A 19512-nucleotide genomic window follows, 5' to 3' on the forward strand; every position below is an offset into this window, starting at 1 on the left:
AAAGGCTCGATAGGCTACGTTGAATACACTTACTCATTGACCAACAAGATGAACTCGGCTCAGTTGAAAAACGCGGCTGGCAAGTTCATCGAGCCTAACGCCAAAGCCTTTCAGGCCGCTGCTGACACTGCCGATTGGGCCAGCGCCAAAGACTTCAACGTGATCATGACCAACGCACCGGGCGACAGCGCATGGCCGATCACCGCGACTACCTGGATCATCATGTACAAAACACCGAAAGATGCCGAGCAAAGCAAAGCTGCGTTCGACTTCTTCAAATGGTCACTGGAAAAAGGCCAGCAACAAGCCGCTGCTCTGGATTACGTTGCGCTTCCAGGTTCGCTGGTTGAGAAGATCGAAGGTTATTGGAAGTCCGACTTCAACCATTGATCTGAAGCCTTTGGCTCCCTCTTGTCCCGCCATTGAGGTGGGATAGCAGGGAGCATCCTTGTGAGTGGACCTTTGATGACTGAACACACGCAAACCCTGTCCACGACTCATTCCAGCGTCGACAGCACCGGCGACAAGCGCGCCGCCCGCGATCAACGTCACGACCTGTGGTTTCGACGGACGATGATGGGTGCTGCGTTATTGGTGCTGTTTTTGCTGGTCAGCATTGCCGGGTCCACGTTGTGGGGCGGCAGTCTGGCATTTAGAACGTTCGGCCTGGATTTCCTGACCAGCTCCGAATGGGATGTGGTAAACGGCCACTTCGGCGCGGTGGTGCCCATTTACGGCACACTGGTTACGTCGTTTCTGGCCCTGTTGATCGCCGTGCCCGTAAGCTTCGGCATTGCGATTTTCCTGACTGAAGTTGCACCCCCTTGGTTGCGGATGCCGATTGCTTCGGCGGTCGAACTGCTGGCCGGGATTCCATCGATTATCTATGGCATGTGGGGGCTGTTCGTGTTTGGCCCGTTCATGGCGCAATACCTGTCGCCCTGGATTAACGATTACCTGGGCGCACTGCCGTTGGTGGGGTCGTTGTTCCAGGGGCCGCCACTGGGTATCGGCATGCTCACTGCGGGTATTGTTCTGGCGATTATGATCATGCCGTTCATTACCTCGGTGATGCATGAAGTGTTTCGCAGTGTTCCCACCACGCTCAAGGAGTCGGCCTACGCCCTGGGCAGCACGACGTGGGAAGTGGTCTGGGACATCGTCTTGCCTTACACCCGCTCAGCGGTGGTCGGCGGGGTGTTTCTCGGTTTGGGTCGCGCACTGGGCGAAACCATGGCGGTGACCTTCGTTTTGGGTAACGCCAACCAGTTCTCGGCTTCGCTGCTGATGCCCAGTAGCTCGATTGCCTCGGTGATCGCCAACGAGTTCAGCGAGGCCTACACCGACCTGCACCGTTCGGCATTGATTGCGCTGGGCTTCTTGCTGTTCGTCGTGACCTTCATCGTGCTGGCACTGGCACGGCTGATGCTGATGCGCCTTTCACGTAAGGAGGGGCTATGACCGACACTCACGAAACGCACAAAGGCAGCAGCGAGGCTCTTTATCGGCGCCGCAATCTCAAGAACTGGCTGGCGATGATTCTGAGCTGTGGCGCCACCTTGTTCGGCTTGCTGTGGCTGGTCTGGATTCTTCTCACCACTGTCATCAACGGCTTCCAGGCGCTGAACCTGCGGTTGTTCACTCAAATGACCCCACCACCGGGTACCGAAGGTGGCTTGGCCAACGCGTTCTACGGCAGTGCGCTGATGTCTGGCATCGCCTTGTTGATCGGCACACCGATTGGTTTGATGGCGGGGATCTGGCTGGCCGAGTTTGCGCGCTATACGCGTCTGGGCACCACCATCCGGTTTATCAACGACATCCTGTTGTCAGCGCCGTCCATCGTGTTGGGGCTGTTCATCTACACCGGAGTGATTCTGCCGCTGAACATGCTGACCAACCACCAGGTTGGTTTCTCGGCCATTGCCGGAGCCTTGGCCTTGGCGCTCCTGGTGATTCCAGTGGTGGTACGCACCACGGACGAAATGCTTCAGTTGCAACCTTCTACCATGCGCGAAGCCGCGTTGGCGTTGGGCGTGCCGCAATGGAAGTTGACCCTGCAAATTGTCCTTCGCGCGGCCAAGGCCGGTGTCGTTACCGGTGTGTTGCTGGCTCTGGCCCGGATCACCGGCGAAACCGCGCCGCTGTTGTTTACTGCATTCGGCAATCAGTTCTGGAGCAGTAACCTGCTCAAACCGATTGCCAGCGTACCGGTGGTGATTTTCCAGTACGCCATGAGCCCTTTTGATGACTGGCATTCGCTGGCCTGGGCGGGCGCGTTGATCCTGACGCTGTTCGTGCTTGTCCTCAGCTTGCTGTCCCGTCTGATCCTTTTGCGCAATAGGTTGACCTGATGAATAACCTCGCCCTAGCCAACGAAAAAACCAAGATTCGCGTGCGCGACCTGGAATTCTTCTACAACGAACAACGCTCGCTGAAATCCATCAACATGGACATTCCCGAGAAGCGCATCACCGCAATCATTGGCCCGTCGGGCTGCGGGAAGTCCACGTTGCTCCGGGTCTTCAACCGTATTTATGCGATGTATCCCAAGCAGGAAGCCAAGGGTGAAGTGCTGCTCAACGGCGAGAATATTCTTGCCCCAGGTTATTCAATGAACCGGTTGCGCAGCCACGTCGGCATGGTTTTCCAGAAGCCGGTGCCGTTCCCGATGTCGATTTTCGACAACATTGCTTACGCCGTGCGCCACCACGAAAAGCTCACCCGCCGGGAGATGGAAGAGCGTGTCGAGCAGGCCCTGCATGGCGCGGCACTGTGGGACGAAGTCAAAGACAAGCTGAAAAATAGCGCCCAAAGCCTTTCCGGCGGTCAGCAGCAGCGCCTGTGCATTGCCCGTACCATCGCGTTGCGTCCGCAAGTGCTATTGCTCGACGAGCCGACTTCAGCCCTCGACCCGATCTCCACCGGTCGTATCGAACAGTTGATCACCGACCTTAAAGAGCAGTTCACCGTGATCATCGTCACCCACAACATGCAGCAAGCGGCACGGGTATCGGATTACACCGCGTTCATGTTCATGGGCGAACTGATCGAACACGGCGACACCGACACCATCTTTACCAGACCCGGAAAAACCCAGACCGAAGACTACATCACGGGTCGATTTGGTTAAGGCTGCTTCCTACACTGATGGGCACTGCGATTGGCACCGGTGTCCGGTCGCTCATGAATGCCTCTAACCTGCCGCGCAACCAGCGTTCGGCTGGATCGCTGTCGCTCAGGCTCAGCCAGACCATGGATAAGTCCAGCGTTGGGGTCACGAACGGCAGCGGCTCATCAGATAATCCCCTGGCGGCCGCTGCCATGGCCATCGAGGTGTAATCGGGCAAGCTCGCCAGCAAATCAGTACCGGCCATCAGTGCTGGCAATGTGCTGTACTGCGGGATTGATAACACCACATGCCGTTTGCGGCCGATTGCTCGCAGCCACTCATCGGAGAAACTGCTGATATTGGCGGTGTGCGAAACCACCACATGCGGGCGCGAACAATATTCGTCCAGGGTCAACGGTGTTGATGACTGGTCGGCGCGCAGCACGCGTGGGTGCATGGCGCGCAACTGCTTGCGCTTGGCGTTAGCCGGTAAATCTTCCGTGCGACTGATGCCCACGGTGATCTCACCGGACATCAATAATTCCGACATATTCCAGTGATCGACGTGTTTGACCACGATGACGATCATCGGTGCTTCTATGCGGATCGCCCGCAACAGCGCAGGCAGCAGCCCATATTCGACGTCGTCAGACAGCCCGATGCGAAAGGTCATGGTGCTGTCGGCGGGATTGAAATCACGCGTCAGGCTCAGCGCGGTGGACATGGCGTCCAGTGCCGGTGACAGGTGCTGAATGATCTCCAGTGCCCTGGCGGTGGGTTCCATGCGGTGTCCGACGCGAACGAATAACGGGTCATTCATCAGCGCCCGCAAGCGGTTAAGCGCGGCGCTGATGGTGGGTTGGCCGAGGAACAGTTTTTCGGCCGCACGGGTTACGTTGCGCTCCTGCATGAGGGTCTCGAAAACCACCATCAAGTTGATGTCAGCCTTGCGCAATTCGTTGCGATTCATCGGTTGCCGTCCCCTGAACATCCACCTTTGGCCAAATAGCCAAAAACACGTGCGTGATGTAACACGGTAGTTTAGAAAGCTGGATGTCCTACCGTCTACCTCGGCTTTAGCAGGGGGAGCCATGTACCGGGCCAAATGAACTTACGGGTAGCCGCGCCGGTCAGCTTTTACAGGCTAACCGAGAGGCTGAATGACCCATGCTTATTTCACTCAAACAGCAAGTCGCTCTGGTCACCGGTGCGAGTTCGGGCCTGGGGGCAGGTGCGGCGCGAGCCCTGGCGGCGGCGGGTGCGGCGGTCGTGATCAATTACAACTCCCATGCGGAACCTGCCGAACAATTGGTGGACGAAATTCGTGCAGCGGGCGGCCAGGCCATTGCCATTGGCGCCGACGTTTCAAAGGAAGATCAGGTAGAACGCCTGTTTGCAGAAACCATTAAGGCGTTCGGTTATCTCGATATCCTCGTCGCGAACTCCGGGTTGCAGAAGGATTCGCCCATCACCGAGATGAGTTTGGAGCAATGGAACACCGTCATTGAGGTCAATCTTACCGGGCAGTTTTTATGTGCCAGGGCGGCTTTGCGCCAGTTCGCCAAACAGGGCGATCGGCCTGGCGTGTCCCGTGCGGTGGGAAAAATCATCCACATGAGCTCGGTCCATCAGCTTATTCCATGGGCCGGGCACGCCAATTATGCTGCCTCAAAAGGTGGCGTCGACCTGCTGATGCGCAGCATCGCGCAGGAAGTAGGACAGCAGCGTATTCGCGTCAACAGTATTGCGCCGGGGGCCATTCATACTGCGATCAATGAGGCGGCCACTCAGGGCCCGGCGCTGGAAAAGCTTCTGAAGCTGATTCCCTATGGTCGGGTCGGCGATGCTGAGGATGTGGCCAACGCGGTGGTGTGGCTGGCCTCGGACGCTTCTGATTACGTCCATGGCACCACGCTGTTTATCGACGGCGGGATGAGCCTGTACCCGGAGTTCCGCGACAATGGTTGATAGAAACGAAGCGCAAAGCCCTATCGAGAACCACGGGATTATCGGCGATATGCGCAGCGCGGCGTTGGTCGCAGACACCGGCAGTATTGATTTCTGTTGCTGGCCGGATTTTGACAGCCCATCCATCTTCACCGCGCTGCTTGATAGCCCGCAGGCCGGCATTTTTCAGCTGGCGCCGGACTTGCCCGACGCCCGCCGGCAACAAATCTATCTGCCAGAAACCAATATCCTGCAAACTCGATGGATTGCAGAAGAGGCGGTGATCGAAGTCACTGACCTGATGCCCATCGCCCACAGCGAAGATGATCTGCCGCGAATCGTGCGTCGGATCAACGTGCGCTATGGCCGGGCGATGATTCACCTGCGCTGCGCGGTGCGGCTGGATTACAGCCGGGCACCCACCGAAGCGCGTATGGACGGCGAAGACGTATGTTTTTCTGCGCCAGGCCAGCCGGGGATGCGTTTATCCGGGACCCAGCCGATGCAGCTCGACGGCCATAGCGCCGTAGCCGAGTTTGAACTGAAACAGGGCGAGTTCGTCGAGTTCATCCTCGGCGGGGTAGACGATCCGGAAATTGATGCCGGGAAATGCCAGCGCTACATGGATGAGACCTTAAGTTTTTGGCGCAATTGGAGCGCCAAGTCCAATTACCGTGGACGTTGGCGTGAAACGGTACACCGTTCGGCCTTGGCCTTGAAGCTGCTGACGTCACGCAAGCACGGCGGCATCGTTGCCGCCGCGACCTTTGGCTTGCCGGAAACTACGGGCGGCACCCGCAATTGGGATTATCGCTACACCTGGATTCGCGACGCGTCTTTCACGGTGTACGCTTTTATGCGTCTGGGTCACATCGATGAAGCCAATGCTTTTATGCATTGGATTCGGGCCCGTATGGGCGATTGCTGCGACGACTCGCAGGATCTCGGGATTCTCTATGCCTTCGACGGTCACGAGAAGCTGCCTGAAGAAGAGCTCACGCATTTGTCAGGTTATGGCGGCGCCACCCCCGTGCGCATCGGCAATGACGCCTATAAACAGACCCAGCTGGATATCTACGGCGAGCTGATGGATGCGGTGTACCTGGCCAATAAATACGGCGAGGCGATTTCCTACGATGGTTGGAAAAATGCCACGCGTCTGGTGGACCAAGTGTGTGAGAAGTGGCGAGAAAAGGATGTGGGTATCTGGGAAATGCGCGGCCAGGATCAGCATTTTTTGCATTCTCGCCTGATGTGTTGGGTCGCGCTGGACCGAGCCTTGCGCCTGGCCTTCAAGCGTTCGCTGCCGGCACCGTTTGATCGTTGGGACAAAGAACGCCAAGCGATTCACGACGATATCTGGAAGAACTTCTGGAACGAGGACCTTGGGCATTTCGTCCAGCACATTGGCAGTCGCAACCTGGATGCGTCGATGTTGTTAATGCCACTGGTGCGCTTCGTCGGTGCCAGTGACCCCCGTTGGTTGTCGACACTGGAGGCCATTGGGGGACATCTGGTGCGTGACGGCATGGTCTATCGCTACCGTCACGATGAAGTGTCCGACGATGGGCTGGGCGGGGAAGAGGGCGCGTTTACTGCCTGTTCGTTCTGGTACGTCGAGTGCCTGGCCCGTGCGGGTCGAGTTGAGCAGGCGCACCTGGAGTTTGAACAACTGTTGCGCTATGCCAATCCGTTGGGGTTATACGCAGAGGAGTTTGACACCCATGGCCGCCACCTGGGCAACACCCCCCAAGCGTTGAGTCACCTGGCGTTGATCAGCGCAGCCAGTTTTCTCGATCGCAAACTGGACCATGACGACACGCAGTGGCAGCCGTAAAGGTCCTTCAGCGTCTTAATAATAAGGAAAAAAGGAGACAGTCATGAGCCACACCTTCAAGGTCGGCGACCACGTGCGCTGGAATTCCGAAGCCGGTCACATCATCGGCAAGGTCACTAAAGTGCACGTGGCGGAAGTCGAGTTCATGGGCCGCACTCGGCATGCTTCCGAAGAGCATCCGCAATACGAAGTCAAAAGCGACAAGACCGGGCACTTGGCGATGCACAAGGAAGAGGCCCTGGAACGGGTGGCGAATATGTAGGGGATCGCTTCGCCGACACGTTGGCTTCTACAAGGTATGTTCCCGGCGTCGGCCCTGGTTGCTATTTTTCCGTGTCATTTTGATAATGCGAGCGCGGTCCTGATGACCACACTCATGGAGTCATTATGACCAATCCGTTATTGCTTGCGCTGGTGCCGTTGGTGGCTGATCTGTCCCGGGAACTGCCCGACCATGAGCGCTATCGACGACTGCTGTATTCGTTACGTCAATTGCTGCCGTGCGATGCGGTGGCGTTGCTCAAGCTTGAGGGTGATGTGCTGGTGCCGCTGTCGGTGGAGGGCTTGAGTCCCGATACCTTGGGCCGACGCTTCAAGGTTGAAGAACATCCGCGACTGAAAATTCTTTTGCAAAACCGTGGCCCGACACGCTTTTCTGCTGACTGCGGCTTGCCCGATCCCTACGATGGCCTGGTCGAAGATCACCAGGGACATCTTGAGGTCCACGATTGCCTTGGCTGTCCGCTCTTTCTTCAGGACAAGCCCTGGGGCCTGATCACCCTGGATGCCCTGGACCCCTCGACCTTTGGCCGAGTCGATCTGGATAACCTTGAAGCGTTTGCCAGCCTGGCTGCGGCCACGGTGATGGCCAGCGAGCGGATCAATCAGCTGGCGCGTAATTTTGAAGACCAGCGTCAATTGGCCGAGGTCTACAAACGCGCAGCGGGCGGACGCGGGCCACGGGAATTAATCGGCCAAAGTCCCGTGCACAAGCGTATGCAGCAAGAAATACACCTGGTGGGTAACAGCGCGTTATCGGTGTTGATCACCGGCGAAACCGGTGTTGGCAAGGAGTTGGTTGCCGAAGCGATCCATCTACAATCGCCTCGGGCGCACAAACCCCTGATCAGCCTGAACTGCGCGGCGTTGCCTGAGTTACTGGTCGAAAGCGAACTGTTTGGCCACGTCAAAGGCGCGTTTTCCGGTGCAGTCAATGGGCGCAGCGGCAAGTTTGAACTTGCCCACGGTGGGACTATTTTTCTCGACGAGGTCGGCGAACTGCCGCTGGCGGTTCAGGCGAAACTGCTACGGGTATTGCAGAGCGGTCAATTGCAGCGGGTCGGCTCTGATCAGGAGCACCATGTTGACGTGCGGATCATTGCGGCGACCAACCGCGACCTCGCCGACGAGGTGCGCGCGGGGCGTTTTCGCGCGGACCTTTACCACCGCTTGAGCGTGTACCCGTTGCGCGTGCCGCCGTTGCGAGAACGCGGGCGGGACGTGCTGTTGTTGGCCGGGTTTTTCCTTGAAGAGAACCGCGCGCGTATGGGCCTGCGCAGTTTGCGCATAAACCCGGAGGCGCAAAAATTACTGGTGGGTTATGCATGGCCGGGTAATGTTCGCGAGCTGGAACACCTGATCAGCCGCGCCACGCTCAAGGCGCTTTCAACCCACGCGGAACGGCCGCGTATCCTGACTATTGATGCGCAGTCATTGGGGATGGAAACGCAACCTGTGCACGTTGAACCGGACTTGCAGCGGGACACGCCAAGGGTCAAACAGGGCGAAGGGCTAAAGGAGTCTGTGGACGCTTATCAGAAGGCATTGATCAGCGAGGCGCTGAATCGGCACCAAGGTAAGTGGGCCGACGTCGCCCGCGAGTTGAATATTGATCGAGCCAACCTCAGTCGCCTGGCAAAACGCCTGGGCATTCGCTGACGCATATTCGCGTAGGGGCCAACTTGTTGGCGAGACGCCATCATTGACCGGGCATCAAACCGCTTCGCCAACACGTTGGCTCCTATACATTGTTGGCATCCTGACACACTCATTCGATTGCAGTTAGTAAGCGTCTGTATCCACCTGAGTTGCTGTTATACCGCTTGGACATAACCATGGAATTTTTGCTAATCCCCAGAGGTCATTAAAAACTCTAGGATTGAGTTGATGAGGCCGCCGTTAGATGAACGTATCCAAGCACTACAGAATTGATTACTTGCTCAATGGCAGTTTCAGATCTTTCTACATCAGCGCTGAGTTTATGGACAACACCGAAGCCTGGCATCATGCAAGTGTCGATGCTGGCATTGGCCGAATCCCTAAGTACCGGTTAGAAAAGGTGCCGCGTGTTTCGCGCCCGTATGCCGAGCATTTCGGCATTACGGACGTTGAGTGGGCACAGAGCTGAGTTCAGTGATGAGCGATGTTTTCCAGCGCCAGGTTACGGGTGCGCGGGCCGAAACGGCCGATGGTGATCATCACAATCAACATGCTGATGACGATGAAGGTCAGTACCCCTGAGGTACCAAAGTGATCGAGAAAGAAACCAATCAACACACTGCTGAACACGGTCGATAAGCGACTGAAGGAGTAACAGAACCCCACGGCACGTGCGCGAATATTAGTCGGGAACAATTCGCTCTGATAAGAGTGATACGCAAAACTCAGCCAGGCGTTGCAGAAGGTAATCATGACCCCGCAGACAATCAGTCCCAGCGCTGAAGTCTGCAGTGCGAACAGTGTTCCAAAGACCATGCTTCCCAACGCCGAGCCGACGATCTGCCACTTGTTTTCGAAACGATTGGCGAACTTGACGAATAATAGCGGCCCGAGTGGATACGCCAGCGTAATAATAAAGGCGTACATCAAACTGTGGGTAACGCTTACGCCTTGTCCCGACAGTAACGCAGGCAACCAGTTGCCGAAACCAAAGAACCCAATCGCTTGAAACACATGAAATACAATCAGCATCAATGCACGGCGGCGGTAGGGCGGTTGCCACATATCGGCAAAGCGTCCTACGCCTTCAACGCTCACCGCTTCCGGCTCCGGTTGATCCAATGCTTTGCCGTGGTCACGCAGACAGCGTGCTTCAAGCGTGTCCATGATCCGTTCGGCTTCTTCGAACCGGCCCTGTTGTGCCAACCAGCGCGGCGACTCAGGCAGACGCGAGCGCAGCCACCAGATGAACAGCGCAAACACCGCACTGGCCAGTACCACCCAGCGCCAGCCGGATACACCGAACGGTGCTTGCGGCACCAGCCACCAAGACATTAGCGCCACCGCCGGCACCGACAGAAATTGCACAAAGAAGGCGAAAGCGAATGCTGAACTGCGCATCCGTTTCGGCACCAGCTCTGAGAGGTAGGCGTCGATGGTCACCAACTCGACACCGAGCCCGATACCCACCAGAAAGCGCATACCGATAATCCCCAGCGCCGAGCTTTGTATGCCCATCAGCACGGTGGCGACGGTGTACCAGATCAACGCAACGGTGAAGATTGCCCGACGTCCGAAGCGGTCGGCAACTGGACTGAGCAAGCTTGCACCGAGGAACAGGCCGAGAAAGGTCGCCGAGGCGAATGCGGCCTGGTCGGAAAAGCCAAACACGCCCAGATTGCCGGTGGCAAAAATACCGTCGCGGATCAGCCCCGGGCTGATATAGGCGGTCTGGAACAAGTCATACAGTTCGAAAAATCCACCGATCGACAGCAATGCCACCAGCCGCCACAACGTTGCGACCCCGGGCAGACGGTCGATACGCGCGGAAATAATCGAAGCCCGAACCGGGTTTATCCCGTCACAGAGGGCGGCAGCGGCGGGCGCGGCGGAGGGCGAGAGCGAGGACATGCGAGGCTTTCCAAATCCATGGGAGGAAGGTGGCGTTTTTTATGCGATAAATTGTTACATTCATTCAGCCGAATGTGTCAGCCCTTTTTTTCAGCAAGAGGCCATCGCCCCATGTACAAAGACTACCCTGCGGCCTATCAGGTCAGTAAAGGCTCAGCGCTCAACGTCGACAAAGCATTCTACGAGCGCATTCGCGAACAGACCGACGCCCGTACGTTGGTGGAGCAGTTCGAAGTACCGATCCGCACCGGGCGTGCCTGGAAAGTCTCGGCGGGGCAAGTGTTTCGGGTGACAACGCCAGTCGGCCCGCAAGTGGGCGACTTCAATATCTGGAATGCCCATGACCCGCGCGAACGCATGTGGGCAGCGCGTACTCGGCAACTGCAAGGCGCCCATGTCAGTACTTATGATCGTCTGTGGTCGAACCTGCCATTTCTGCGGCCAATGGCGACCATCACTGACGACAGTCTGGCGGATTACGGCATCGACGAGCACGGCGGTCGCCTGCATGACTTACTCGGCACCCGCTGCGATCCGTATGTGAACAAGATGCTGACCGGCGAAGATTTCCACCATCACTGTCACTCCAACTTGACCCGTGCGGTATTGCCCCACGGCCTGACCGAGTTTGACGTGCACGATGTGCTGAACATCTTTCAATGCACCGGGCTCAATCACGACGACATGTACTTCATGAAAGCCTGCCCGGCGAAGAAGGGCGACTACCTTGAGTTTTTCGCTGAGATTGACGTGTTGTGCGCGTTGTCCACCTGTCCCGGTGGTGACCTGTCGTTGGCCATGTGGGGACCTGATGCGCAAGACCCGCTGACCGTTTGCCGACCGCTGGGGGTCGAGATCTACCAACTCGATGACAGCCTGCTGCAAGGCTGGAAACAACCGGAGCGCGCGGCTTATAAGGGCCTGCACGGGTTGGAAATCGCCAAGGCTGACTGGGAGAGCTGACCCATTGTCGCACCGCTAACCCCGCCCCTACCATTTAATTTTTTGGGTAAATTCAATGAGTATGCGGGGTTTGATAAGAGTTCAACGCGCCAGCCAGTTCTGCCCAGCCGTTTTCATGTCCTGTTCCATCTGACTGCCCTTGGTGGCAAACACTCGGGTCACCGGAAAACCGCTTTTTTCCAGTACGTAGGCCAGCGGCGCATACTCCCGTGGATAGCGCTGCACGATCTCTAAATCAACTTCGACTACTCCTTGGGGGAAGGTGAACGAACCCATGTCGTAAATGCTCTGGCGTTTGATGATTTTCCAGACACCGTTGCGTTGCTCAACCCAGTCATAAAAACGATTATGCACGCTGCAGCCCAATCCCCATTTCACGTTTTCGCCGACGATCATGGCATTGGTTTCTACGATGGCCCGACTTGCATTAAAGGTAACCATGGGTGCGGCGATGAAGTGTTTGGTGCGCAGATCGGAGCTGCCCATCTGCATCGAGGCGTCAACGAAGTCGCTGAACAAGCCTTCAAACCAAGTGACTTCGATAGTGCCCTCGGGGTGAAATAATTCGCGCAAATTGTCCCATTGCGCCAGATCTTGATAGATCCAGCCGTTAATCAGATCTGCAATGCTCATTCGATCTACAAGGTATTCGTACATGGCCAACCCCTGTGTGTTCGCAACGATGCCCGAGATGTCGCCGAGCCTCTTGATCTGACACGCTAAACCAGGGATTGATCGGATTAGTTAAGGGGTGCGCCGCCGTGTCGCACTCGCCCGTGATGTTCGAAGGCCATGCTGCTCGACAAGCTAGTCGAATTCGCCCAGTCGCTCGGCGATCAGTGGCAACAGAGCTTCACAGGACGCTTCGATTTTCAGGTCGAGAAAATCATCGGCACGGGTTTTACCGAAGTTAATGGCGATTAATGGTTTCCGTTGATCGGCGATTGCCCGGCACAAGCGGAACGCTGAAAAAGCCATCAGCGAAGAGCCGACGACCAACAGGCCCTGGGCCTGTTCGACGCTGTGCATGGCTTTGATGGCGGTGGCTTGAGCGACGTTTTCTCCGAAAAACACCACGTCTGGTTTCAAGCGATCACCTTGGCAATACGGGCAGTGGGGTACGTGGAAACGCGCTTCGAACGCCGGGTCGAGCAACGTATCGCCATCCGGCGCTTGAACCGCATCGACGCCCGACAGGTAGGGGTTTTGCGTTTCCAGCAGCTCCTGGATCACATCGCGATCAGTGCGTTGCTCGCAATCGAGGCACACCACCCGGTGCAAGCTGCCGTGGAGCTCGATCACATCGCGACTGCCCGCCTGATCGTGCAGCGTGTCGACGTTTTGCGTGATGACCCCATTAATCAATTGCCGCGCCTGCAACTCGGCCAATGCTTCATGTGCTGCATTGGGCCGCGCCAGGCGGATACGCGGCCACCCCAGCATCGCTCGCGCCCAATAGCGTTGGCGTGCGCTGGGCGCATTGATGAAGTCCTGGTACATCATCGGCGCCTTGCCCCGGCGCACGCCGTCCTTGTCGCGATAGTCCGGAATCCCGGAAGAAGTGCTGATCCCAGCCCCGGTCAACACCAGAAACGGCCTGTCGGCCATTAACTGGCACAAGGTCTCAAGGCCCGCTCGGCTCTGGCTGGTGATCATAAAAGGGGCTCCGTTGCGACGTGCCCAGGGGCGGGCAGGTGAGTAACGATAGACTGGTTTTGGTGTTTCATGTGAGGCCCGTCCAAATCCGCGAAATCGAATGGTAGAAGCGGGCTTGTTCGGCACGGATCGCGAAGCGGGCCCGGATGCCCCGCGCAATTTCAACCGGGACATTGGGTATGTCCCCCACTCATTTAAACCTGATTACCCCATCTGCCACGCTGCCGTACCTGAGGGTCATCCAGTCCTTGAGGTAGTTTTGCGGCAAGTGCCATGGCTTTTTAGAGCCCTGTTTTGGCAGGGCATTGGTTGCGCGCAGTACGTAACCCGAGGAAATATTCAGCAGCGGACGAGGCTCGACGCTGCTGTCGTCGCACACCGGAGTCGCGACTTTGAGGCCATTAAGGCTCATATGATTGAGCAATCGGCACACGTACAGGGAAGACAGGTCGGCGCGCAAGGTCCATGACGCATTGGTATAACCCACGCACAACGCAAAATTAGGGACACCGCTCAGCAGTGCACCTTTGTAAACGAAGGTGTCCGCCAAAGCGACCTGTTGCCCGTCCACAGCCAGTTTGATCCCGCCGCACGCTTGCAGTTTCAACCCGGTGGCGGTCACAACGATGTCAGCGGCCAGTTCTCGGCCGGATTTGAGCCGAATGCCACCGGCAGTGAAGGTGTCGATTTGATCAGTAACCATGGAAGCACTGCCACAGGACAGTACCTTGAACAGGTCGGCATTTAGCACCAGGCACAGCCGTTGGTCCCAGGGTTGGTAGCGTGGTTTGAAATGCTCGTCCACCGCGAACCCCTGGGGCAGTTTGGTGGCCACGCCATGACGCAAGACCCTTCTCGCCAGCACCGGCAAGCGTTGGCAGAACTGGTAAAGGCCGAGGGCGAGCAGGATATTTTTCCAGCGCGCTATCCGGTGGGCAACACGCTCAGGCAAGGTTCGTCGCAGAAAGTCCGCGATGAAATCGGTTTCGGGCAACGACGCGATGTAGCTGGGTGAGCGCTGCAACAAGGTCACATGCCCGGCCTTGGCTGCCAACGCAGGGACCAGCGTGACGGCGGTAGCACCGCTGCCAATCACGACGATGCGTTTGCCCGTGTAATCCAGGTTTTCCGGCCAGTGTTGCGGGTGAATCAACCGGCCGGTGAACGCTCCGCTACCCGTGAACGCCGGGGTGTAACCGGCGGCATAGTCGTAATAACCACTGCACACGTACAAAAAGTTGCAGCTGTAGGACAACGTCTGTTGCGTGTCTGCGATGCGCACATCCAACGTCCATCGCGCCTCTTCAGACGACCATGCGGCCAATTGGACCTGATGCTTGAAACGAATGTGTTGGTCGATGCCGAAGGCGTGAGCGGTGTCGCAGATGTAGCGCAAAATCGCCGCGCCGTTGGCGATTGCTGCAGCACCTTTCCAGGGACGGAAGGGGTAACTCAAGGTGAACATATCGGAGTCCGAGCGCATTCCGGGGTAACGAAACAAATCCCAGGTGCCGCCCATCTCGGCCCTTCCTTCCAGTAGCGCATAAGACCGCTCCGGGCAAAGGGTTTGCAACCGGTACGCCGCACCAATTCCCGACAGCCCGGCGCCGATGATCAATACGTCAAAATGCGTTGTCGCCATCACATTCCCTCCCGGCAATGCGGACCTTGATGACGTGCAGCTTAGTTGAGGCTTTTAGCGAACACTCGATTCTCGTGGTCCTCACCCTCGAACGAGTACCAATCGCCGCCGATGTCTCGGTAACCTTGTGCAATATAGAACGCGAGTGCGCGCCGATTGCCGACCCAGGCACTTAACCAGATCGCGTTCGCACCGCGTACGCTGGTCAGCGCCTCTGTTTCACGCAGCAGCTGTTTGCCGATGCCTTTTCCGGTAAAGGCCTCTTGGACGTAAAGACGCTCTAACTCGACGGCTGGGCGGACGCGGAGCAGTGGGTGTTCAGCGCCATACCGGAACTGTGCAAACGCCACCAGGTGACCTTTTTGCTCGGCGAGCACCAATACCCTGTCTGGCTTGGCCAGGGTGACCGATAGCGCATCAAGTGAAAAATGCTTGATGACCTCTCGTGCCAGTGAAGGGCGGATCCCGCCGGTGGCGTAGGTGGTGAGCCACACTTGGGTTCCCAGCGCGCCGATGCACAGGGCGTCTTCCAGTGTTGCCAAGCGAAACGAAACATCGCTGCTCATATCAGTCTTCAACTTCGTCATGATCACTCTTGGCACTCAATAAAAAAACCAATGCCTTCAAGCCACCCTCCACCTGCTCATCGGCGAACTCTGGCGGGTTTTCCAGCCGCTGCTGGAAGATCAGGCTGGGCGCCTCGATGGCCATGTTTTCGGTGAGAAACTCGGGGCCAATGGCCGGGTCGTTGACGCACGCAAGCACCATGCCCTGTGGGTTGAGCAGGTCTGGTAGGCGGCGAAGGATTTTCTGGTAATCCTTGGTCAGGATAAAACTGCCTTTCTGGAATGACGGCGGGTCGACGATGATCAGGTCATAAGGACCGTCTCGTTTGACCCGCGCCCAGGATTTGAACAGGTCGTGCCCCAGGAAGCTCACGCGGCTCAGGTCATGCTGATTCAGTCGATGGTTTTCCCGGCCGCGGCTGAGTGCGGCTTTGGCCATATCAAGGTTAACCACGTGTTCTGCGCCTCCGGCAATCGCTGCCACTGAGAAGCCACAGGTGTAGGCGAACAGGTTAAGCACTCGCTTGCCATGAGCGTTGGCTTGAACCCAGTCTCGACCGTAACGCATGTCGAGGAATAAACCGGTGTTTTGGTTTCGGCCAAAATCCAGTTTGAAGTGCAGAGCATTCTCAGTGATGACCCCGGTATCAAACGGTTCCCCCAGCAACCATTCAGTGCTGCTGTCTTGCAGGTACCGGTGCTGGAGTAATAGCGCGTGGGCACCGGACTTCAGCCATTGCGGCGATTGGGGCAGCGCGCCGAGCACTTCGCGCAATGCGATCATTTCATCCGCTCCAGGCGCTTTGAACAGCGAGACCAATAGCACCCCATTTAGCCAGTCGGCCGTCAGATTTTCCAGGCCCTGCCAACGCCGGCCCCGGCCGTGAAACAGGCGTCGCGCCTCGTCGGTGGTGGTGCTCAAGGCATCGAGTAAATAGGCGTACAGCAAAGACAGTGCATCGGAATTCATAGCGAAATGTCGTTCATTCATGAGCGCGCAGTTTAAGCGCAATGGCCTGAATGCCTATGGCCTTTCTCATGGCCCAAGGCAAAAAGGCGGCATCCTTCAAAACCGAGTATTGGCACATCGGCGATACCACGATGCGGTTGCGCAGGGTGATGCTTTAAGGGTGAACAGTTGGGCCATTATCTGTTTTGTCGATAATCACCATTGATGTTTGGGAGGAGGGCTTTTTTCCAGGATAGTTCAGGATGGCGTTCTGCCAACCGAGGCACTTGGAGAAGTGAGATGAAAATTCGAATTGCAGCTTTGCTTGCCCTAGTCATCGCCTTGGCAGGATGCGCTACCGGTTCCCCCGAAAATTCCGACAACAAGGATGGCGTGTTCAGAGCTGCCACCCAGTCCTCCGGCGTTGCCTTGAAGCACACGCAATCGGTGGGTGTTGTTTTCAGCGAAAATACCGTGGCAAATCTGGCTTACCTGGAGCGATACCACGCCGTGGCGCAGGGCAGTCAGCAGATGGACGAACAAATTCAGAAAGCGTTCGTTTCAAGTTCAGACCCAACACTGGCCATCGACTGGTTGAAAACATCATTGCAGGCTCAGTTCAAATCGGTGGATTTCTACGACAACCTCGATGCGCTGATGGCCGCAAGACCTGATGTGATCGTGTTGCTGGATACTCAAAACGTTCTGGTCACGCCACGCAGCCCGGACGTGCAGGCGAGCATTGTCGCCGAGTTTTTTGATGCCCAACTGAACTACATCGGTAAAGCCGAAGGTCACGCTGGCAAAAACCTCTCGCCAGTGTGGGCCATGAGCAAATCAGCGCCAGAAGTGGCCGCCGAGATCGACGGGCAGCGTGTGGTGCAAGTCGATGCGCTGCAACAGTTCGACGCCTCGCTCTACACCTTGATTAACGCCAAGTCCTGAACCGATCAGCGTATCTCAGCGGGTATTCAAGCCTGCGATGATGCGTTTGATCAACGCAGCGTGCCCGGCCTGGTCATCTGCCCGGGAGATCACCTGAACCACTATCGCATGGGTGCCTGATCCGGACAGGAATGTGGCGTTCAGCGTATGACCGCCGCCCATGGTAGCGGTGCTGTCTATCTCGCGAACGCCAAGCCCCTTGACGGTCAATCTGTTTTCGCTGGTTTGCTTGAAGTCAGGCAAGGCAGCGCTCTGCTGACGTACGAAGTCGGCCACCGAGCCGTCGAGAAACACATCGTCGTTGTCACCCGTGCTGATGCCGCCGGGCAGGGTTCTTTCAGCGGTCAGAATGACCCGCTTCTCATCCTTGTTGGCATACATCGTCCCCGTCGTCCCTGCTGTGCCAGTCTTTTCGGTGCCATCCGACATTGGGGTGGCTACATAACTGGTGGGCAAGCTGAACGCAAATTTCCCATCCAGCATCGAAACCTTTTGTATGGAAGACGATTTGGCCACCGGTTTGGTCGCGGCAAAGCTGCTCATACCGGTCAAGAGTGCCGTTAGGCTCAGCGCCAGGACTGCAGTGTTTCTGCTGAAAAACGACATTCAAATTTTCCTCATTGATAACGAATAGCGAGCGGCGCTGTGATGTGCGTGGGGCCGGTGCGAAAGCATGGCGGTTTAACGCTGAAAAAAGTGTGAAAAATTGTTCTAAACAACGCAAGCGCGCTCCTGCCCTTAACGGCGACGAAATTACTTGTCCATGCTGAAACGGAGGCGTCTGTGGTTGAAGCTCACCCGCAGTTGGCGGTGCTTTATCAAATAGTGAAGCCCGACCGCTGCGGCGAAAAACCCTGACGCTGCGCCAATGCCGAGGGCCCAGCGCGGGCCATATAGATCTGCTACCCAACCCACGATGGGCGCGCCGAGTGGGGTGCCGCCCATGGCGATGGCCAGCAGGATCGCCATGACCCGCCCGCGCATTTCAGGCTCGGTGGACAGCTGCACCAGGCTGTTGGCCGTTGTATTGAAGGTTTGCGCCGAGACACCAATGACGACCAGCGCAATGCCAAACATCCAATAGTCAGGAATGATCGCGGCGACTGTCAGACCGACGCCGAAGACAGTGGCCCCGGCAAGCAACAATCCAACGTGGGGTCGGGCACGCCGGGCGGCCAGCAGCGCGCCGATGACCGATCCAATCGCCATCATCGACGCCAGTAGCCCATATTGGCCGGCCCCGGTGTGGAATACAGTGACGGACATGGTGGAGATGAAAATCGGAAAGTTGAGGCCAAAGGTGCCGATCAGAAACAGCATGAACAACGCAGCTTTCAGGTCGGGACGTTTCCACACGTAGCGCAGGCCTTCGGCGAAGCCTCCACGGGTTCGCGGTGCCTTGATGCTGAGGTGCAATTCGCCGACACGGAGCATGCGCAGGGAAACGATCACCGCAATATAGGTGACCGAATTGAGCAGAAATACCCAACCGGTGCCGATCGAGGCAATGAGCCCACCCGCGATGGCGGGACCGATCATCCGCGCGGCGTTGAATGAAGTGGAATTCAGTGCCACCGCGTTCGACAGGTCTTCATCGCCCACTAGCTCCGCCACAAACGTTTGTCGCGCTGGCGCATCGAACGCCGTGACACAGCCCAGCAGTAAGGCGAATACGTAGACCGACCATAACTCTGCCCAGCCAGCAACCGTCAGCAAACCCAGCCCCAAAGCCAGTACGGCCATGCACGCTTGGGTGGTAAGCAGGAGTTTTCTTCGATCCAGACGATCAGCCGCCAACCCGGTCAATGGCAGCAACAACAGCATGGGCCCGAACTGCAACGCCATGACGATGCCGACGGCCGTGGCGTTTCGGTGGGTGAGTTGGGTAAGCACCAACCAGTCCTGGGCTGTACGCTGCATCCAGGTACCAACGTTGGATACCAGCGCGCCGCCGGCCCACATGCGGTAGTTGTAGTTTTTCAGCGAGCGGAAAGTGCGGCTCATTGCGAGGGTTCCGACAGCACAGCGAATTGCAGACCGCCCATC

19 protein-coding genes and 1 pseudogene are annotated in these 19512 nt (G+C 57.2%); 11 read left to right on the forward strand and 9 right to left on the reverse strand.

Annotation, left to right across the window (positions count from 1 at the left end; genetic code table 11):
- The 4 genes and pseudogenes from JWR17_RS14390 to pstB form a co-directional block, all read left to right on the forward strand.
- Positions 1–390: pseudogene (locus tag JWR17_RS14390) on the forward strand (substrate-binding domain-containing protein); the annotation flags it as partial.
- 75 nt (positions 391–465) lie between these two features.
- On the forward strand, positions 466–1461 hold the full coding sequence (gene pstC, locus JWR17_RS14395; protein WP_299832693.1) for a phosphate ABC transporter permease subunit PstC: 996 nt from the start codon (positions 466–468) through the stop codon (positions 1459–1461).
- Entirely contained in the window at positions 1458–2354 is an 897-nt protein-coding gene (gene pstA / locus JWR17_RS14400) for a phosphate ABC transporter permease PstA (RefSeq protein WP_299832578.1), read from the forward strand. The genes pstC and pstA overlap by 4 nt, the downstream gene beginning before the upstream one ends.
- On the forward strand, positions 2354–3133 hold the full coding sequence (gene pstB, locus JWR17_RS14405) for a phosphate ABC transporter ATP-binding protein PstB (protein WP_299832580.1): 780 nt from the start codon (positions 2354–2356) through the stop codon (positions 3131–3133). Before pstA ends, pstB begins: the two co-directional genes overlap by 1 nt.
- Here the strand turns inward: pstB and JWR17_RS14410 are convergent.
- Entirely contained in the window at positions 3114–4082 is a 969-nt protein-coding gene (locus tag JWR17_RS14410) for a LysR family transcriptional regulator (RefSeq protein ID WP_299832582.1), read from the reverse strand. The two genes, pstB and JWR17_RS14410, sit on opposite strands and share 20 nt — an antisense overlap.
- Positions 4083–4279: 197 nt before the next feature.
- On the opposite strand from JWR17_RS14410, the gene JWR17_RS14415 reads away from it, so the two are divergent.
- From JWR17_RS14415 to JWR17_RS14435, 5 genes are all read left to right on the forward strand, one after another.
- Complete coding sequence (locus tag JWR17_RS14415) at positions 4280–5080, forward strand: glucose 1-dehydrogenase (RefSeq protein WP_299832584.1); 801 nt, start codon at positions 4280–4282, stop codon at positions 5078–5080.
- A complete protein-coding gene (locus JWR17_RS14420) occupies positions 5073–6896 on the forward strand; it encodes a glycoside hydrolase family 15 protein (RefSeq protein WP_299832585.1) in 1824 nt (607 codons plus the stop codon). Before JWR17_RS14415 ends, JWR17_RS14420 begins: the two co-directional genes overlap by 8 nt.
- Before the next feature lie 43 nt (positions 6897–6939).
- A complete protein-coding gene (locus JWR17_RS14425; RefSeq protein ID WP_299832586.1) occupies positions 6940–7158 on the forward strand; it encodes a DUF2945 domain-containing protein in 219 nt (72 codons plus the stop codon).
- A gap of 122 nt (positions 7159–7280) precedes the next feature.
- Positions 7281–8834 carry a nitric oxide reductase transcriptional regulator NorR gene (gene norR / locus JWR17_RS14430; RefSeq protein ID WP_299832694.1) on the forward strand — a complete coding sequence of 518 codons (1554 nt, stop codon included), beginning with the start codon at positions 7281–7283 and terminating at the stop codon, positions 8832–8834.
- Positions 8835–9078: 244 nt separating this feature from the next.
- The gene (locus JWR17_RS14435; RefSeq protein WP_299832587.1) at positions 9079–9303 is read left to right on the forward strand and encodes a DUF6555 family protein; all 225 of its coding nucleotides are present in this window, start codon (positions 9079–9081) and stop codon (positions 9301–9303) included.
- A 2-nt stretch (positions 9304–9305) separates the two neighbouring features.
- On the opposite strand, the gene JWR17_RS14440 is transcribed toward JWR17_RS14435, so the two are convergent.
- Positions 9306–10745: an MFS transporter gene (locus JWR17_RS14440; protein WP_299832588.1), complete on the reverse strand. Its 1440-nt coding sequence runs from the start codon at positions 10743–10745 to the stop codon at positions 9306–9308.
- A gap of 111 nt (positions 10746–10856) precedes the next feature.
- On the opposite strand from JWR17_RS14440, the gene JWR17_RS14445 reads away from it, so the two are divergent.
- Entirely contained in the window at positions 10857–11708 is an 852-nt protein-coding gene (locus JWR17_RS14445; protein ID WP_299832589.1) for a DUF1989 domain-containing protein, read from the forward strand.
- Between the two features lie 81 nt (positions 11709–11789).
- Here JWR17_RS14445 and JWR17_RS14450 read toward each other — a convergent pair whose 3' ends face one another.
- From JWR17_RS14450 to JWR17_RS14470, 5 genes are all read right to left on the reverse strand, one after another.
- Positions 11790–12365 (reverse strand): nuclear transport factor 2 family protein, encoded by a 576-nt coding sequence (locus JWR17_RS14450; protein ID WP_299832590.1) that lies wholly within the window; start codon positions 12363–12365, stop codon positions 11790–11792.
- Positions 12366–12515: 150 nt separating this feature from the next.
- Positions 12516–13364: an NAD-dependent protein deacetylase gene (locus JWR17_RS14455; protein WP_299832591.1), complete on the reverse strand. Its 849-nt coding sequence runs from the start codon at positions 13362–13364 to the stop codon at positions 12516–12518.
- Between the two features lie 190 nt (positions 13365–13554).
- The gene (locus JWR17_RS14460; protein ID WP_299832592.1) at positions 13555–15006 is read right to left on the reverse strand and encodes an NAD(P)/FAD-dependent oxidoreductase; all 1452 of its coding nucleotides are present in this window, start codon (positions 15004–15006) and stop codon (positions 13555–13557) included.
- Positions 15007–15047: 41 nt separating this feature from the next.
- Positions 15048–15593 (reverse strand): GNAT family N-acetyltransferase, encoded by a 546-nt coding sequence (locus JWR17_RS14465; protein WP_299832593.1) that lies wholly within the window; start codon positions 15591–15593, stop codon positions 15048–15050.
- A complete protein-coding gene (locus tag JWR17_RS14470) occupies positions 15574–16542 on the reverse strand; it encodes a class I SAM-dependent methyltransferase (protein WP_299832595.1) in 969 nt (322 codons plus the stop codon). Before JWR17_RS14470 ends, JWR17_RS14465 begins: the two co-directional genes overlap by 20 nt.
- Positions 16543–16821: 279 nt before the next feature.
- Between JWR17_RS14470 and JWR17_RS14475 the strand changes: the two genes are divergently transcribed.
- Positions 16822–17466, forward strand: coding sequence for an ATPase (locus tag JWR17_RS14475; protein WP_299832597.1), 645 nt, complete (start codon positions 16822–16824; stop codon positions 17464–17466).
- Positions 17467–17481: 15 nt separating this feature from the next.
- Here JWR17_RS14475 and JWR17_RS14480 read toward each other — a convergent pair whose 3' ends face one another.
- Both JWR17_RS14480 and JWR17_RS14485 read right to left on the reverse strand, forming a co-directional pair.
- Positions 17482–18072: a hypothetical protein gene (locus tag JWR17_RS14480; protein WP_299832598.1), complete on the reverse strand. Its 591-nt coding sequence runs from the start codon at positions 18070–18072 to the stop codon at positions 17482–17484.
- A gap of 147 nt (positions 18073–18219) precedes the next feature.
- Positions 18220–19470, reverse strand: coding sequence for an MFS transporter (locus JWR17_RS14485; RefSeq protein ID WP_299832599.1), 1251 nt, complete (start codon positions 19468–19470; stop codon positions 18220–18222).
- Between the last annotated feature and the right edge of the window lie 42 nt (positions 19471–19512).

Source organism: Pseudomonas sp., assembly GCF_028293835.1.
GTDB lineage: Bacteria > Pseudomonadota > Gammaproteobacteria > Pseudomonadales > Pseudomonadaceae > Aquipseudomonas.

Coding starts and splice junctions, on each gene's coding strand:
- pstC (WP_299832693.1), top strand. CDS start 466: ATGACTGAACACACGCAAACCCTGTCCACGACTCATTCCAGCGTCGAC.
- pstA (WP_299832578.1), top strand. CDS start 1,458: ATGACCGACACTCACGAAACGCACAAAGGCAGCAGCGAGGCTCTTTAT.
- pstB (WP_299832580.1), top strand. CDS start 2,354: ATGAATAACCTCGCCCTAGCCAACGAAAAAACCAAGATTCGCGTGCGC.
- JWR17_RS14410 (WP_299832582.1), bottom strand. CDS start 4,082: ATGAATCGCAACGAATTGCGCAAGGCTGACATCAACTTGATGGTGGTT.
- JWR17_RS14415 (WP_299832584.1), top strand. CDS start 4,280: ATGCTTATTTCACTCAAACAGCAAGTCGCTCTGGTCACCGGTGCGAGT.
- JWR17_RS14420 (WP_299832585.1), top strand. CDS start 5,073: ATGGTTGATAGAAACGAAGCGCAAAGCCCTATCGAGAACCACGGGATT.
- JWR17_RS14425 (WP_299832586.1), top strand. CDS start 6,940: ATGAGCCACACCTTCAAGGTCGGCGACCACGTGCGCTGGAATTCCGAA.
- JWR17_RS14435 (WP_299832587.1), top strand. CDS start 9,079: ATGAACGTATCCAAGCACTACAGAATTGATTACTTGCTCAATGGCAGT.
- JWR17_RS14440 (WP_299832588.1), bottom strand. CDS start 10,745: ATGTCCTCGCTCTCGCCCTCCGCCGCGCCCGCCGCTGCCGCCCTCTGT.
- JWR17_RS14445 (WP_299832589.1), top strand. CDS start 10,857: ATGTACAAAGACTACCCTGCGGCCTATCAGGTCAGTAAAGGCTCAGCG.
- JWR17_RS14450 (WP_299832590.1), bottom strand. CDS start 12,365: ATGTACGAATACCTTGTAGATCGAATGAGCATTGCAGATCTGATTAAC.
- JWR17_RS14455 (WP_299832591.1), bottom strand. CDS start 13,364: ATGATCACCAGCCAGAGCCGAGCGGGCCTTGAGACCTTGTGCCAGTTA.
- JWR17_RS14460 (WP_299832592.1), bottom strand. CDS start 15,006: ATGGCGACAACGCATTTTGACGTATTGATCATCGGCGCCGGGCTGTCG.
- JWR17_RS14465 (WP_299832593.1), bottom strand. CDS start 15,593: ATGACGAAGTTGAAGACTGATATGAGCAGCGATGTTTCGTTTCGCTTG.
- JWR17_RS14470 (WP_299832595.1), bottom strand. CDS start 16,542: ATGAATTCCGATGCACTGTCTTTGCTGTACGCCTATTTACTCGATGCC.
- JWR17_RS14475 (WP_299832597.1), top strand. CDS start 16,822: ATGAAAATTCGAATTGCAGCTTTGCTTGCCCTAGTCATCGCCTTGGCA.
- JWR17_RS14480 (WP_299832598.1), bottom strand. CDS start 18,072: ATGTCGTTTTTCAGCAGAAACACTGCAGTCCTGGCGCTGAGCCTAACG.
- JWR17_RS14485 (WP_299832599.1), bottom strand. CDS start 19,470: ATGAGCCGCACTTTCCGCTCGCTGAAAAACTACAACTACCGCATGTGG.